General features: G+C 38.4%; 14 protein-coding genes. 8 read left to right on the top strand and 6 right to left on the bottom strand.

What is annotated here, in order from left to right; all coding sequences use genetic code 11:
- Positions 1 to 2,264: YadA C-terminal domain-containing protein (locus HNR69_RS08525; RefSeq protein WP_183405668.1), on the top strand; the 2,264-nt coding region annotated here is incomplete at its 5' end.
- An 87-nt stretch (positions 2,265 to 2,351) separates the two neighbouring features.
- Here the strand turns inward: HNR69_RS08525 and HNR69_RS08530 are convergent.
- The 4 genes from HNR69_RS08530 to HNR69_RS08545 form a co-directional block, all read right to left on the bottom strand.
- Positions 2,352 to 5,060, bottom strand: coding sequence for an FtsK/SpoIIIE family DNA translocase (locus HNR69_RS08530; protein ID WP_075294135.1), 2,709 nt, complete (start codon positions 5,058 to 5,060; stop codon positions 2,352 to 2,354).
- Between the two features lies 1 nt (position 5,061).
- On the bottom strand, positions 5,062 to 5,538 hold the full coding sequence (gene lrp, locus HNR69_RS08535; RefSeq protein WP_011609342.1) for a leucine-responsive transcriptional regulator Lrp: 477 nt from the start codon (positions 5,536 to 5,538) through the stop codon (positions 5,062 to 5,064).
- A gap of 101 nt (positions 5,539 to 5,639) precedes the next feature.
- Positions 5,640 to 7,016: a DNA repair protein RadA gene (radA, locus tag HNR69_RS08540; RefSeq protein WP_012341229.1), complete on the bottom strand. Its 1,377-nt coding sequence runs from the start codon at positions 7,014 to 7,016 to the stop codon at positions 5,640 to 5,642.
- A 9-nt stretch (positions 7,017 to 7,025) separates the two neighbouring features.
- Positions 7,026 to 8,069, bottom strand: coding sequence for a CYTH domain-containing protein (locus HNR69_RS08545; RefSeq protein WP_075294136.1), 1,044 nt, complete (start codon positions 8,067 to 8,069; stop codon positions 7,026 to 7,028).
- Between the two features lie 142 nt (positions 8,070 to 8,211).
- On the opposite strand from HNR69_RS08545, the gene HNR69_RS08550 reads away from it, so the two are divergent.
- The 6 genes from HNR69_RS08550 to dnaJ all read left to right on the top strand — a co-directional run bounded on the left by HNR69_RS08550 (position 8,212) and on the right by dnaJ (position 15,460).
- Positions 8,212 to 8,892 (top strand): TIGR00153 family protein, encoded by a 681-nt coding sequence (locus tag HNR69_RS08550; RefSeq protein WP_011609345.1) that lies wholly within the window; start codon positions 8,212 to 8,214, stop codon positions 8,890 to 8,892.
- Between the two features lie 26 nt (positions 8,893 to 8,918).
- The gene (locus HNR69_RS08555) at positions 8,919 to 10,181 is read left to right on the top strand and encodes an inorganic phosphate transporter (protein WP_011609346.1); all 1,263 of its coding nucleotides are present in this window, start codon (positions 8,919 to 8,921) and stop codon (positions 10,179 to 10,181) included.
- A 104-nt stretch (positions 10,182 to 10,285) separates the two neighbouring features.
- Complete coding sequence (locus tag HNR69_RS08560; RefSeq protein ID WP_012341227.1) at positions 10,286 to 10,897, top strand: TIGR04211 family SH3 domain-containing protein; 612 nt, start codon at positions 10,286 to 10,288, stop codon at positions 10,895 to 10,897.
- Positions 10,898 to 10,904: 7 nt separating this feature from the next.
- Positions 10,905 to 12,155, top strand: a complete 1,251-nt coding sequence (locus HNR69_RS08565) for a multifunctional CCA addition/repair protein (protein WP_178384275.1) — start codon at positions 10,905 to 10,907, stop codon at positions 12,153 to 12,155.
- A 178-nt stretch (positions 12,156 to 12,333) separates the two neighbouring features.
- Entirely contained in the window at positions 12,334 to 14,241 is a 1,908-nt protein-coding gene (dnaK, locus tag HNR69_RS08570) for a molecular chaperone DnaK (RefSeq protein WP_075294138.1), read from the top strand.
- A gap of 97 nt (positions 14,242 to 14,338) precedes the next feature.
- Entirely contained in the window at positions 14,339 to 15,460 is a 1,122-nt protein-coding gene (dnaJ, locus tag HNR69_RS08575) for a molecular chaperone DnaJ (RefSeq protein ID WP_075294139.1), read from the top strand.
- A gap of 350 nt (positions 15,461 to 15,810) precedes the next feature.
- Here the strand turns inward: dnaJ and HNR69_RS08580 are convergent, their stop codons facing one another.
- Both HNR69_RS08580 and HNR69_RS08585 read right to left on the bottom strand, forming a co-directional pair.
- On the bottom strand, positions 15,811 to 15,957 hold the full coding sequence (locus tag HNR69_RS08580) for a hypothetical protein (RefSeq protein WP_157665520.1): 147 nt from the start codon (positions 15,955 to 15,957) through the stop codon (positions 15,811 to 15,813).
- On the bottom strand, positions 15,957 to 16,172 hold the full coding sequence (locus HNR69_RS08585) for a transposase (protein ID WP_075294140.1): 216 nt from the start codon (positions 16,170 to 16,172) through the stop codon (positions 15,957 to 15,959). The genes HNR69_RS08580 and HNR69_RS08585 overlap by 1 nt, the downstream gene beginning before the upstream one ends.
- 108 nt (positions 16,173 to 16,280) lie before the next feature.
- Here HNR69_RS08585 and HNR69_RS08590 point away from each other — a divergent pair, with 108 nt between their 5' ends.
- Positions 16,281 to 16,538, top strand: a complete 258-nt coding sequence (locus tag HNR69_RS08590; protein ID WP_075294154.1) for a helix-turn-helix domain-containing protein — start codon at positions 16,281 to 16,283, stop codon at positions 16,536 to 16,538.
- Positions 16,539 to 16,895: the final 357 nt, after the last annotated feature.

Below are 16,895 nucleotides of genomic sequence, written 5' to 3' on the forward strand. Positions count from 1 at the left end.
GTGGCGATACGTTGAAGTTTACGAGTGGTCAAAATATTCAATTGACTTTAGCGAAGCAAGATGGGGCAACGTCTGGTAGTAGTGCAAGTGCGGCAGCACCAGCCGCTGCACCATCACCAGCTCCATCAATAGCAAGCGGTTCGTCAAGCGATGTAAGTTCAAATGGCGGTGGTTCAAATGGTGGCGGTAGTGCAGTTCCGTCAAGTAGTGTAAGTACACAGGACGGCGGTTCAAATGGTATGGCTTCGTCAGAGACAGCTAGCCCAACCACTACCACAACAGGCGATACGAGTACACCAACCACTACTGCACCAAAAACAGTAGAGCTAAATATTGCAACGGCTGAAGATTTGAAAAATATAAAATCAATTTCTTCACCGTCTAAAAATGGAAGTGCGGGCGGAAATGGTACTGATACAGAAGTCACCAAACTTTCTTTAACTTCAGAAAATGCCACATTCCAAGTTGGCACAACGGGAGCGAAAGTACAAATTGACAAAGACGGTATTGCACTTACCCCACAAGTGAATGGTGCAAACGGAGCAAGTGGAGCAGATCCATCTGACTCACCATCAATCACTATTAAAGCAGGTGCAAAACCAGTGGATCCAAAGAGCTTAGAATCGTTTGAGAAAGATCAAGGTCCATCTATTGCATTCTCCACAAAAGGTACTGACGGTAAAAAAATCCGCTCAGGAAAAATCACTGGCTTAGCGGACTTAACGGATACGTCTGACGGCACCAGTGCAACTAATAAAAACTATGTCGATGGCAAAGTATCCGACTTAAACAATAACCGTCCATTTGATTTTTATTTAGACAAGGAAAAAGTCGTGAAAGATAAAGATGGAAATTTCCACAAAGAAAAAGAACCTAGCAAAAATCTTACTGAGGAAGAGAAGAAGCAGGTCGTGATCAAAGCCGAACCAAGCACCGCACCTATTGGGATTAGCAATGTGGCGAGTGGTCTAGGACTACCAGCCCCTGAAACAAAAGAGGATGCGAAGAAAGAAGCTGAAAAGAAAGCGACTGAACTCACCAAAGCTGTTGAGGAAAAAGTGAAAGCAATAGGCGAAAAAGCTACCGCACTTTCAACTACAGCTCAAAAAGTAACCGATTTAACTTTAGCAGTCAGCGGTTTGGAAATGGCGATGAATGCAATGTCTGAGGGCGAGGAGAGAAAACAAGCGGAAGAAAAGCTAAAAGAAAGCAAAGAAAAACTTGAAGCTGCTAAAAAAGAGCTTGAAACAGCGAAAAGCGAGCTAACAAAAGCCAAAGAAGGCTTAACAGAAGCCAATAAAGGGTATGAGAAAAATTACGGAGGCTATGAAAAAGTTGCAGAGTTAGTAAATCCGAAACAAGATAGCAAAATAGATTTAACCAACGCAGCAACAATCGGTGATTTGCAAGCGGTAGCGAAATCGGGCATGAAGTTCAAGGGCAATGATGACATGGAAATTCACACAGCATTAAGCGGTACTTTTGCGATTAAAGGTGAAGAAGGTGCGAATGGCAATAAATTTAACAGCGACCGCACTGCTGCCGGTAATATCAAAGTGGAAATGTCTCAAGATGGCAAAGGGCTGGAAGTCAAACTGTCCGATCAGTTGAAAAATATGACCTCTTTTGAGACACGTGAAGTGGACGGTAGAAAATCTACGCTAAACAGCAATGGTTTGATAGTGGTCAATAAAGGTGCAGATAACAAAGTCAAATCAGCAACATACGGTGCGGAAGCGATGGTGTTGGAAGATAAAGGTAAAAACAATAAAGCCACAATAACTGCTGAAAGCCTTACCTTTGCTGACAACGTAGCACAAAATCAGCAAAATCCAAAAATGCCAAAAACCGTTCTTAATAAAAACGGCTTAACCGTAACCGGAGCAAACGGTGAAATTAAGATTGATGGTGAAAAAGGTATTATTACCGTACCGGATATTAAACCAACAACCAGTGGAAGTGCGGTGGTAAATAAAAACTATGTGGATGGTAAAAATAATGAATTGCGTACACAGATAAACACAGCCAGCCGAGAATCTCGTGCAGGAATTGCAGGAGCGTTGGCAGCGGCTGGGTTGCCGATGTCTTCTGTGCCGGGTAAATCCATGTTTGCGGCATCTGCCGGAACATTTAAAGGACAAAATGCACTGGCGTTAGGTTATTCACGAGTGAGTGATAATGGTAAAATAACGCTACGATTGCAAGGTACTCGCAGTTCAACGGGCGATGTCGGCGGTTCGGTTGGTGTGGGGTATCAATGGTAATTTAGCCAACTTGCTACACCCAAAGAAAAAACCACCGCACTAATTAAGTGCGGTGGTTTTTTTCACAAATTATATCGCAATGTTAATTTAGTAATCCCCTTTCCTCGCTAATACTTCCCGCTTACCATTTTGTAGCGGAGAAACGATACCTTGTTCTTCCAGTTGATCCATGATACGAGCAGCTCGATTAAATCCAACACGGAAACGACGTTGAACTGAAGATGCCGATGTGATGCCAGTGTTTATGACAAATTCCACAACTTCATCAAATAAGTCATCCAGATCACCATTGCTGTCATAGTCAGTTTCATTATCGTTCTCGTCATTTACGCTGTCCAAAATACCTTCAATATAATTCGGTTTGCCTCTAGCACGCCAATCATCAGCAACACGTACAACTTCATCATCGCTCATAAAAGCACCATGTACACGTAACAACTCAGATGATCCTTGTGCAGAATAAAGCATATCGCCACGCCCTAATAATGTCTCCGCACCGCCTTGATCCAAAATTGTTCTTGAGTCAATTTTACTTGCTACCGTAAAGGCAATACGACTTGGAATATTGGCTTTAATTAAGCCTGTAATTACATCTACTGATGGACGTTGTGTAGCTAAAATCAGATGAATACCGATAGCTCGTGCTTTTTGTGCTAACCGAGCAATAAGTTCTTCAATTTGCTTGCCTGTAACCATCATTAAATCTGCAAATTCATCAACAATAAGTACGATATAACTTAATTTTTCCAATGGAGGCGGTAAAGTGTCCATAGTATCGCCCGGTCTCCAAAGTGGATTTGGAATTGGCATATTTAACGCTTCATATTCTGTAATTTTTTCGTTATATCCTTCAATATTACGCACTCTTAAGGCTGATAACAATTGGTAGCGACGTTCCATTTCGTCAACACACCAACGCAAGGCATTAGCGGCTTTTTTCATATCCGTAACAACCTCCGTAAGTAAATGAGGAATGCCGTTATAGACAGATAATTCCACTACTTTAGGATCAATCATAATAAATTTAACATCTTCCGGTTTAACACGGAAAAGTAAACTTAAAATCATGGTATTCACACCGACAGACTTACCCGAACCGGTAGATCCTGCAACTAATAAATGTGGCATTTTCGCTAAATCTACAATCACAGGCTTACCGCTAATATCCTTGCCTAACGCCATTGGTAATAAATAATTTGATTGCCGAAACTCATCCGTATCCAATACATCACGCAAAGGTACAATTTGACGCTGTATATTCGGTGTTTCAATTCCAATATAAGGTTTTCCAGGAATCACTTCGGCAATACGAATTGAACGAAACATTAAAGCCCTTGCCAAATCAGTATCAATACTTGTCACTTTTGAGGCTTTTACTCCCGGCTGTAATTCTAATTCATAACGTGTTACCACAGGACCAACGAGTACATCACGCACTTCCGCTTTTACATTAAAATTACGTAACTGTTGCATAATACGTTGAGATGTTTCTAAAATTTCCTCTTGGGTAATGTTATAAGTTTGGATCGTTCGGCGTTCAAGTAAATCTAAACTTGGCAATGGTGTTGTCGGTTTTTCCTGAACAGTCACTTTCTGCTGTAATGCGGGGTGAATCAAACTATCGCCATAAGTCTTATAATTAACCGCACTTTGACTGAGTTCTTTTTCTTCAATAACTTCTTCCATAACCGCCGGCACGTCTTCAGTAACTTCTTCAGCTAAAATCACTTTTAACGCATCCTCTGCTCCGATTTCTTTTGCCTGTTGTTCCATTTTCAATAAACGTTGTTGCTCAAATTCAGCAAATTGTTTGGCAAGTTCATTTATATTGTGATTGTCAGCTTCCTCAACGACAGAAAGTGCGGTCGGTTCTGCAATATTTTCTGTTTTCAAAGCTAACGCTTCATTTTTTTCTGTTGACAATGAAACGCTTGGAATAGGCAATTCTTGTTGCTTTAAATCGCCTAGTGTTTGAGCAATATCAACCACTTCATTTTGCTTCATCAACATCGGATCTGCTAAATTTTGCTGTTCTTCCACTTGTTCATCAGGTAACCCTTGAATATTAATAAAACTACTAATATTCACTAATTCAAGTTCTTGTTTTTCAGTATCTTCATTGGCGATATTTTGTTCTATAGGTGGCGATTGTATGATAATTTCTTCCAATTCCTGTTCAACTGAATCAGCACCATTCGATTGTGTATCCAATAGAGATTCTTTATCTTTCATTGTCAGCCAGTCGTAACAATTCATCATTAAATAAAATAAAGATGCCCCCGAACAGAAAATAAAACCGATTATAGAAGCAATGCTACCAATAATAATTAAGGGAAATTGGTTAGAAAATAGCGGATATAACTTAACGATTAAAATAGCACCTAATACACCGCCCGATAAATGATGTTCAGTTTTTGCCAACATTAAAGTAGCCAAGATCATTAAACCAACCAGCAATGTCACAAAACCCAATATCCGAAGAAAAAATCTTCCCCAAGTTAACCCTTGAGTTCGCTTAGTATGTAAAAAATAAATAGGTGCGATAAATAGTACAAAAGGTATGATATTACCTACCACGCCAAAAAACGTGAAAAACAGATCAATCATCCAAGCACCCAATGCACCTGCTTTATTAATAGTTTCCGTTTGAAAAGAAGATATCGCCCACGAATTATCAAACGGGCTATAGCTAAACCAAGCAACGATCAAATAAAAGCCCCAAAGTGCGGTGAGAATTAATAAAAACTCGACTAAATCCCTTTTCGGTAAAAAAAATTGTTTAATACGTTTAATCATCTTATTTCAATTGTAAAAAATTAGTTTGTTTAACTTCTTCCATCACTACATAAGTCCGTGTGTCATTTACCCCCGGTAAACGTAATAAAGTTGTGCCGAGCAATTTGCGATACGCTGCCATATCCGCTACACGAGTTTTCAACAAATAATCAAAATCTCCGGAAACCAAGTGACATTCCTGAATTTCATCTAATTGTTGCACTGCCACATTAAATTCCTCAAACACGTCGGGACGACCACGAACTAATGTAATTTCCACAATAACCAACAAAGGCGAATCCAATAATTCAGGGTTTAATAAAGCACGATACCCCATAATAATGCCTTGGCGTTCTAAACGTTTTACCCGCTCCAAACAAGGCGTCGGCGATAATCCCACTTTTTTGGATAAATCAATATTAGAAATTTTTCCGTTGCGTTGTAATTCATTAAGAATTTTTATATCAATACTATCAAGTGATTTAATCTTCTTTTCCATTATTCATCCCTTTTTATATAGAAATTCCGCATAAAATATTTATTTTTGTCTAATTTTACACTATTTTTTAGATATTTATTCGTTTTTATCCGGCAATTTTGTTAAAAATTATCTAATATCGCCAACGCATCCGCTAATTTCTTGACTGTAAAAACTTGCATATTTTCGACCGCACTTTTCGGTTTATTTGCAAAGGGAACAATAGCTCGCTTAAAACCGTGCTTTGCTGCTTCACTAATACGTTCCTGTCCACTTGGTACAGGGCGAATTTCCCCCGCTAAACCTACCTCGCCGAACACGACTAAATCTTGTGGCAAAGGTCGATTACGAAAGCTGGAAATTAATGCCAGCAATAAGGCAAGATCGGCACTGGTTTCCGTTACTTTTACCCCGCCAACAACATTAACAAAAATATCTTGATCGGACATTTGTAAACCGCCATGACGATGTAATACCGCTAAAAGCAATGCTAATCGATTATGCTCTAAACCTACTGCAACACGTCTTGGATTGGCTAACATGGAATGATCAACAAGTGCTTGAATTTCAACTAATAAAGGACGAGTTCCTTCCCATACTACCATCACGGAACTTCCTGACGTTTGTTCATCACCACGACTTAAAAAAATCGCAGAAGGATTTTTAACCTCCCTCAAACCTTGCTCTGTCATCGCAAAAACACCCAATTCATTCACAGCACCAAAACGATTCTTATGACTACGCAAAGTGCGATAGCGTGAATCGGATTCGCCTTCTAACAATAAAGATGCATCAATTGCATGTTCTAATACCTTTGGTCCTGCCAACGTTCCATCTTTCGTTACATGACCGACCATGATAATGGCAACTTGCCTTGTCTTAGCATAACGGGTCAAAAATGCCGCACATTCACGCACTTGAGCTACACTTCCGGGGGAAGATTGAATATCAGATAAATGCATTACCTGAATAGAGTCAATAACGATAATTTGCGGCTTTAGTTGATCAGCAAGATGACAAATTTGTTCAATTGAGGTTTCAGATAGGAGTTGCAAACGATCCGTTGGCAATCCTAAACGATTAGCTCGCATAGCAACTTGTTGAAGGCTTTCTTCGCCCGTGATATAAAGTGCGGTCATACTTTGAGCAAGTCCACACATCACTTGTAACAGTAGGGTACTTTTTCCTGCACCGGGATGCCCACCGATTAAAATCGCACTACCCGGCACAATTCCGCCCCCCAATACACGATCTAATTCTCTAAAACCACTGGTAAAACGAGGCGTTTCTTGCAAACTGATTTCAGCTAAAGTTTGAATTTTGGCTTTCGTTTCTCCTGCATATCCGCTAAAACGATCATTTTTCACTTTTGCTGTAGAAACTAACCGCACTTCGCTAATCGTATTCCATGCTTTACATGCAGAACACTGTCCTTGCCAACGGGCAAACTCCGCACCGCAGTCATTACACACGTAGGCTGTTTTGGGTGATTTTGCCATGCTGTATCCTTAGAGTGTTAAAAACGTTAAATCTAACATACGTTTGACATACTGACCGCTATGAAATAATGCAAATAATTTTTCAATCGCAAGTGCATTATTTTTATTTTCACTATGACGCCGAATAATGTCTTTAATTTGCAACAATAAATAAGCATTACGTTCAACAAGATCAGCAAGCAAATTCTGATCCAAATGAGTAATGCCTTGCGTCAATTGAAGATTTACTTGATTTTCCAATAACGTTACGTTCTCACTATAAAAGTGATATAGATTAAAAAATGCACCGATTCGCTCCACTGTACGCAAAAATTCTTGTGCAAAATAATCTTTTCCCAGCATCACACTTTCTTCGATTAATTGCTGTTCAAATTTTACTAAATAAGCGATCTTTTCATGTGTTGCTAAGACAATAAACTCACGCCATTTTGCGATCCAATCCTGAATTTGAGGTTGTATATTAAATGCCAATTGGTAACCTCGCTGTGCCTTGCTGGCTGAACTTAAGCGAACATCACTTTCTAAAGATAAATTTGCCACAAAATTTAACAAATCCTCTGTTTTTCCCTGCTTTAATTCAAATTCCACTTCACAAATAGGAACGGATTTTTCTCCTGCAATAATCCAGCCTTGATCTAAAGCCACTTCAATTTCCACATCATACCCGCATTCTACCAACCATAAACAACGCTCAAAATCAGTGCGGAAAATAGGCTGTAAGACAAATTCATGCCAATTCGGTAAGTCATATATTTCTGTTAATTTCGCCAAATTTGGCACCGCACTTTCTTGAGATACATTGTATTCAGGGCGAGAATGTAACCCACCCAGCACATCACCGTTTGTTTTCAAGGTTAAAGTAAAATCACTATTATATTGACGAACACGCAAGCCCATTTTGTGCCGAGCAAAATAACTGTCCGCTGTATCATAATAGGTATTGCCTAAAAAAACCTTCTCTTGTTTTAACACATGAAAACTTGCCATTTCTTGACTTAAAAATTGAGCAAAGGCATTTGATACACTCAATTTAAGCTCTATTTCCTTGGTCATTTTCCTTTCCTTACTAAGAAATGCGTGCCTGTATTATCTACTAAAAACCTATTTTTTTCGATGAAATTTCTATATTTTTCTGTTCGCATAAGGTAATATGCGCCTGAATTTTTTATCAAATCCACTAAGGAGTTTAATTCATATGGCAATGAATAATATTCTAGGATTATTTGCCCATTCACCTCTAACGCCATTACAGCGTCATTCTGATAAAGTAACTGAATGTTGTAAACTACTCATTCCTTTCTTTGAAAGTACCTTTGCCGGAGATTGGCATAATGCCACAAAGATCCGTGCTGAGCTCTCAGAACTTGAACGTCAAGCCGATACACTGAAACGTGAAATTCGCTTGAAGCTCCCTTTAGGTCTTTTTATGCCAATTGATCGTACAGATTTATTAGAGTTGACAACTCAACAAGATAAATTAGCGAATTGTGCCAAAGATATAGCCGGGAGAATGCTCGGTCGCCAATTTACCTTTCCTCAAGAAATGCAAGAGGATTTTATGAAATATGTTTATCGTAGTTTAGATGCGACAGTTCAAGCAAATCGTGTGATCGAAGAAATGGATGCGTTATTGGAAACCGGATTTAAAGGACATGAACTGACTCTCGTCAATAACCTAATCCATGAGTTGGATGCCATTGAAGATGATACAGATCATATGCAAATCAAACTTCGTATGATGCTCCGAAACATAGAAAATCAGTACAGTCCTATTGATGTGATGTTTTTATATGAAACTTTAGCATGGATTGGGGTTTTAGCTGATCAAGCACAACGTGTGGGTTCACGAATTGAATTAATGTTAGCTCGTTCATAACGATAAATGCATAGGAGTGATCAACTATGGAAATTTTACAAGAATACGGAACTATACTCGTTATTATTACCGCCGTTTTCGGTTTTTTGATGGCATTTGGTGTGGGTGCTAATGATGTAGCAAATGCCATGGGGACATCAGTAGGTTCAGGTACTATTACAGCAAAACAAGCAATTTTTATTGCGATGTTTTTTGAATGTGCGGGAGCTTACCTCGCAGGAGGAGAAGTAACAGAAACGATTAAAAGCGGCGTTATAGATCCAATGCAGTTTACTGATACTCCGGAAATTTTGGTTTTCGGTATGATGGCAGCTCTTTTTTCATCGGGGATTTGGTTATTAATTGCCTCAAAAATGGGTTGGCCGGTTTCTACAACTCATGCAATTATCGGTGCAATTGTCGGTTTTGCTTGTATTACTGTCGGTGCACATGCGGTTGATTGGGGAACTGTACGCAATATTGTGGGAAGTTGGTTTATCACCCCTATTCTCGCCGGAATTATTGCTTACGCTATTTTCTTTAGTACACAAAAGTTAATCTTTGACACGCCAAAACCTTTAGCTAATGCCCAAAAATACGGACCTTTTTATATGGGACTGACCGTTCTTATTTTAGCTATTGTAACTATGACGAAAGGGCTAAAACATATTGGATTACATTTAACTACCATAGAAACACTGATTATATCCGGTATCATTAGTATTATTGCGGGTATTCTTGGTTCTTTTTATTTTCGTAGCCAACGTTTCATTCAAAATGTTACGAAAGGAACCTTTGGAGCAGTTGAAAAAGTATTTAGTATTTTAATGCTATTAACTGCCTGTGCAATGGCATTTGCTCATGGTTCAAATGACGTTGCCAACGCAGTGGGTCCTTTGTCCGCCGTTGTTTCCATCATAGAACATGGTGGTGAGATTGCAGGAAAAACTACCCTGGCTTGGTGGATCCTGCCTCTTGGCTCTGTCGGCATTGGAGTAGGTTTAATTGTTATGGGTTATAAAGTAATGTCGACGATCGGGACAGGCATTACAGACCTCACGCCAAGTCGTGGTTTCGCTGCCCAATTTGCCACTGCTGTAACAGTTGTCTTAGCATCAGGAACCGGATTACCTATATCAACGACTCAAACACTTGTTGGTGCTATTTTAGGTATTGGTTTTGCACGTGGTATTGCAGCAATTAACTTAACCGTTATTCGTAATATTGTTGCTTCTTGGATTGTTACATTACCTGCGGGTACTTTCTTTGCTATTGTGATTTATTACATTATTTATGCGATTTTTCATTAACGCTCAAAGATAAAATAAATCATTACTTGTCAGCAAAAAAAAGTGCGGTAAAATCTACCGCACTTTTTATTACTTTTTTGTTGACCTTATTTTCTGGATTTATTATGAAAAAAATTACCTCTCTTTTAGTATCCGCTCTTCTATTAGGATTTTCCTTATCCAACGCTTATGCCGAAACAAAATACGTGAAAGAAAATCTCACAACGTTTATGCGACGAGGTGCAGGAGATCAATTTAAAATTTCGGGAACTATTCAAGCAGGCGAGTCGGTTACCGTACTGGATAAAAAAGATAAATATTCCTTAATTCGTGACAAACGTAATCGTGAAGCATGGATTTTAACAAGTGAATTAACCAGTACTCCAAGTAGTAGGGAAGAAAATCCAAAATTAAAAGCTCAAATCCAAGAGTTAACTCTAAAGCTCAATAATATTGACAATGACTGGAAACAACGAACAAGCGAGATGCAACGCCGTACCAAACAAGCAGAAGAACAAAGTAGCAAATTACTGGAACAAAACTCACTCCTTAATAGGGAATTGGAAATTACAAAAAATAAAAATCGTGATTTAGAAGCGATGTTAGATGTGGGTAAACGAGAAATCGCTATTCAGTGGTTTATCTACGGTGGCTCTGTTTTAGGTGCAGGATTATTGCTTGGTCTTATTTTACCTCTACTAATTCCGAAACGCCGTCGCCAAAATCGTTGGTCTTAACGATATGATGCAAATTTATCTTGTTGGCGGTGCTGTTCGAGATCAATTACTTGGCTTACCCATTAAAGATCGTGATTGGCTTGTGGTTGGGTCAACAGCTGAAGAATTACTCTCTCAGGGTTATCAACAAGTTGGTAAAGACTTTCCTGTTTTCTTAAATCCTAAAACAAGAGAAGAATATGCACTTGCACGAACAGAACGGAAATCAGGTACCGGCTATACCGGTTTTATTTGTGATTTCAACCCTAATATTACATTAGAACAAGATCTGATGCGCCGTGATTTAACCATTAATGCCATTGCTCAGGATATGGCGGGGCAATATCATGATCCATACAATGGTATTGCCGATTTGAAAAAAGGTATTTTACGTCATATTTCGCCGGCTTTTGCAGAAGATCCCTTACGAGTTCTCAGAGTAGCTCGCTTTGCCGCCCGTTATCATCAATTAGGCTTTAAAATTGCACCAGATACGCTAGCCTTAATGAAAAAAATAGCCAATAATGGAGAGTTGAGACAACTTTCTCCGGAAAGAGTATGGCAAGAAACAGAAAAAGCACTACATGAACAGGATCCACAAGTTTATTTTGCTATCTTACAAAAAATAGATGCCCTAAAAGTTTTATGTCCGGAAATTAGTGTGTTTGATTCCGACTCTATACAATATCGCTCCGACATGACTGATTTTGTGCATGCTATGCCCATTCTTAAGCAAACAACATTGTTAACCGAAAAAACGGATTATCACAAAAGTGCGGTACGTTTTGCTGCACTTTGTCATGATGTGGGAAAAGCTCTCTCAACCGCCAATATTCCCCCCTATTCTCATGATAATAAAATAACAAGTATTGCTTATCTCAGAAATGTCTGCCAGCGTTTTAAAGTCCCTAACTATGTTCAAGAACTGGCAGAATTAACTTGCCAATATCATTCTCATATTCATCATGCTTTGGCATTGCACACCAAAACAATCTTAACGTTATTTAATAAGTTAGATGTCTGGCGTAAACAAAAACGCTTCGAAGAATTAATGTTAGTTTGCCTTGCTGATAGTCTGACTCAAACCGAAATGAGCTATACCGATTGCCCACAATACAAATTTTTGTTGTGCCTCTACCAAGCAGCTTTAGCTGTTGATGTGCAACAGATTATTTCAGAAGGCTTTCAACATAAAGCAATTCGAGTAGAACTGGATCGTCGGAGAGAAATTGCGATTCAAATAAAAAAACAGCAATTTATTGAACAAAATTTAACTTAATTTACATAAAATTTCATTTTTCCTCTTGAATTTTTTATTTCCAATCACATTTTACGGAACAAGGCAAAAAATGACCGCACTTTCAAAATTTTGCATTCCATGCACTTGAAATTGCAATCATTATCCCAATCTTGAAACTGTCAACGAATTTATACTAGATACTAGGAGAAAACATATTATGGGAAAAATTATCGGTATTGACTTAGGAACAACGAACTCTTGTGTGGCTGTAATGGACGGCGACAAACCACGTGTCATTGAAAACGCTGAAGGCGAACGCACAACCCCATCCATTATTGCTTATACAAATGATAATGAAACCTTAGTAGGACAACCAGCGAAACGTCAGGCTGTGACGAACCCGAAAAATACATTATTTGCGATCAAACGTTTAATTGGCCGTCGCTTTGAAGATCAAGAAGTACAACGTGACGTTGCTATTATGCCTTTTGAAATCACTAAAGCCGATAACGGCGACGCTTGGGTATCGGTAAAAGGTGAAAAAATGGCACCTCCGCAAATTTCAGCTGAAGTGTTGAAAAAAATGAAAAAAACTGCGGAAGATTTTTTAGGTGAAACAGTAACAGAAGCTGTAATCACAGTGCCGGCTTATTTTAATGACGCACAACGCCAAGCAACAAAAGATGCCGGACGTATTGCCGGTCTTGAAGTCAAACGTATTATTAACGAACCGACAGCGGCGGCTCTTGCTTATGGTTTAGATAAAGGTAAAGGCAACCAAATAATTGCCGTTTATGACTTGGGTGGTGGTACATTTGACTTATCTATTATCGAAATCGATGAAGTCGGTGGCGAAAAAACGTTTGAAGTTTTAGCAACAAACGGAGATACTCACCTAGGGGGGGAAGACTTTGACAACCGTGTAATTAACTACCTAGTTGATGAGTTCAAAAAAGAACAGGGCGTAGATTTACGCAACGATCCGCTCGCAATGCAACGTTTAAAAGAAGCCGGTGAAAAAGCAAAAATTGAGCTTTCTTCCGCTCAACAAACTGATGTCAATTTACCTTATATCACTGCTGATGCTACTGGACCTAAACATTTAAACATTAAATTGACTCGTGCGAAATTAGAAGCGTTAGTGGAAGATTTAGTTGCACGTTCAATGGAGCCTGTGAAAGTTGCACTTTCCGATGCAGGTCTAAGCGTTTCCGAAATCAATGATGTTATTTTAGTGGGCGGACAAACCCGTATGCCGTTAGTACAACAGAAAGTAGCTGAATTCTTTGGTAAAGAGCCTCGCAGAGACGTTAACCCAGATGAAGCGGTTGCTATTGGTGCAGCTGTACAAGGCGGTGTTTTGGCCGGTGATGTTAAAGATGTTTTATTGTTAGACGTAACACCATTATCACTCGGTATTGAAACAATGGGCGGCGTGATGACAACTTTGATTGAGAAAAATACAACAATTCCGACGAAAAAATCGCAAGTATTTTCAACCGCTGAAGATAATCAAAGTGCGGTGACTATTCACGTACTTCAAGGGGAACGTAAACAAGCCTCTGCCAATAAGTCTTTAGGTCAATTTAATCTTGAAGGTATTAACCCTGCACCACGTGGTATGCCTCAAATTGAAGTAACCTTTGATATTGATGCAGATGGTATTATCCATGTTTCAGCAAAAGATAAAGGTACTGGTAAAGAACAAAAAATTACGATTAAAGCATCTTCAGGTTTAAGTGATGAAGAAATTCAACAAATGGTTCGTGATGCGGAAGCTAATGCGGAAGCGGATCGTAAATTTGAAGAGTTAGTTCAAGCTCGTAACCAAGCGGATCACTTAGTACATAGTACCCGCAAACAATTAGCAGAAGTTGGAGAGAAATTATCAGCTGAAGACAAAGCACCAATTGAAAGTGCGGTCAATGAACTTGAAACTGCGGCAAAAGGTGAAGATAAAACTGAAATTGATGCCAAAGTACAAGCATTAATTCAAGTTTCCGAAAAACTACTTCAAGCAAGTCAACAACAAGCACAAGCTGATGCTGGTGCACAACAATCTCAAAGTACGAAAGGTGGAGAGGATGTTGTTGATGCTGAATTTGAAGAAGTAAAAGATAAATAATCTGTATATCTCACTAATCAGAATCAAGGGCGTAGTAATACGCCCTTTCAACGTATGACTATCAGCGTTTATAACGCAACAACTAACCGGATTACACATGGCAAAACGAGATTATTATGAAATATTAGGTGTTCAAAAAGGAGCGGATGATAAAGAAATCAAACGTGCTTACAAACGCCTTGCGATGAAATATCACCCGGATCGAACTAAAGGTGATAAAGAAAGCGAAGAAAAATTCAAAGAAATTAATGAAGCATACGAAGTTTTGGCTGATAAAGAGAAAAGGGCAATGTATGACCAATATGGTCATGCCGCTTTTGAACAAAGTGGTGGTGCCGGCGGTTTCGGCGGCTTTAGCGGAGCTGACTTTGGTGATATTTTCGGCGATATGTTCGGCGATATTTTTGGTGGCGGACGTTCTCGTCAACGTGTTGTTCGTGGTGAGGATTTACGCTACGATATTGAAATAAGTTTGGAAGAAGCGGTAAAAGGCTGTAAAAAAGATATTCAAATTAACACTCTTGTTCACTGTGGAACTTGTCATGGCTCAGGTGCGGAAGCGGGTTCAAAAATTGAATCTTGTCCAACCTGTCATGGTGCAGGTCGTGTTCGTCGCCAACAAAGTTTCTTTGTTACAGAACAAACTTGTCCACACTGTCACGGTACTGGCAAAAAAATAGAGAAACCTTGTCATACCTGTCACGGTGAAGGTAGAGTTCATAAAACCCAAAATCTTACCGTTACCATTCCAATGGGCGTAGATACAGGTAATCAATTACGTTTAGCAGGTAAAGGTGCAGCGGGTGAAAATGGTGCACCTGCCGGTGATTTATATGTGGTTATCCATGTAAAAAAACACCATATTTTTGAACGTGATGGTAACAATCTTTATTGTGAAGTCCCTATCAGCTTTACTATGGCTGCATTAGGTGGCGAAATAGAAATTCCAACTTTAGACGGTCGTCTTAAAGTTAAAATTCCTGCTGAAACACAAACCGGTAAACTGCTTCGTCTAAGAGGAAAAGGCATTACCTCTCGCGGCTATGCTGGCGATTTAATCTGCGAGATCGTTATTGAAACACCAATTAAACTAAACGAAGAACAAAAAGAGTTACTAAGAAAATTGGAAGAAAGTTTAGAAGGTAAAACGCTCCAACGCCCTAAATCCTCAGGTTTTTTAGATGGAGTAAAAAAATTCTTTGATAATTTAGGAAAATAACCCTTGAAAGCTGTTCGTTGAACAGCTTTCAGTCCACTGATAAGTATCCATATACCAACTAGATGTTTGATAGGCATGTCAAAAAAGGAAAATTATAGTCTACAACTTTGCCGATCCCAAAGAACACCCAAAATCACTATAGCCATTACAGAGAATTCTTTAAAAATCCAAGTTTTTGTGTGCAAAATATCGAAAATATGGCTCTTATACTTTGTGTTTCTAACAACCGTTTTATCCATTACATTAAAAGAAAGGGATAAGGCACAAAAACTCCACTTTATACAAAGGTGGAGTATCGTCAATCCAAAAAACTAAATAATTCAATAGCTTTTATTTTTATAAAGAGTACATCAACGACATTTCTTACAGTAACTTTGATTAGTAACCTTATTGGAAGGTATCGTACGATACCCAAATTTTTCTTGCAATTCTAGTGCCGTTTTTGCTTTTTCTCCACATTTAGGACAAACATGTGGCAATTTAATAGAACCAGACATTAAACCTCACCTCTTTGTTTCAATACATAATAAGCCATTTTCCTATCATCTTGAGATGTTCCAAAAAAACCACCATCACTTTTCACAATTCTCCATAATTCATCACTAGATTTTGCTTCCATTCTCTTTTTGCGAGCTTCAAATTCAGCATTGTATTCATTCATGCTATTCACAGCACCTTTTGCTAAGGTACCAACAGTATCCCAAAATCCCATAATTAACTCCTTCAAAAAATAACCAAACAAAAACCCAATTTAGGTTCAGAACAATTATACACCAAACCTAAAACAGGTTCAATAAATTTTAAGCATAGAATGAATGCAATGGGAAGTTTAAGATTATCAATACATTCGCTCGAATATACTTGGTTAAGGGAATGTTTAATTCAACGCCGTCAAGAGCTGAATCTATCTCAACGAGCATTATGTGAAAAAATGGGCGTGGTTTCTTCATTTGTAGGAAAAGTAGAAACAGGTGATCGTCGTTTAGATATTTTTGAATTTATATCTTATTGTCTAGAACTGGATCTAGATCCTAAAGAAATTGTTCAGGAAATTGAGAATCAGCTTAGAAAAAAATAGGTATTTCTTAACGTGTTTCATTTATTAAGCCATGACTACACTAGCGTAGTTCATAAAAGTTAAATACATATTTCACGGATTTGTCAATACAATATAACCACAATAAGGTTATCCAAACTCATGCTCAATCGGTTATGTAAAATGAAGAGATAAACCACAAATGAATCCACTTCTATCAAATATCTTTTAAAGATGGGTTTGTCATTATCCTTATGATATTCTTTGAGCAACTTTTTTATTATCTCTAAGAATAAAGATCATTTTATTCATATCAAAAAATATAAATTTTGATCTACAGCACAATTTTTGATAATAGTTTTTATTACTTTTTCATTTTTTACTTATTTATAAGTAAGT

Origin of the sequence: Histophilus somni (genome assembly GCF_014202395.1) — a bacterium.
Classification (GTDB): domain Bacteria; phylum Pseudomonadota; class Gammaproteobacteria; order Enterobacterales; family Pasteurellaceae; genus Histophilus; species Histophilus somni.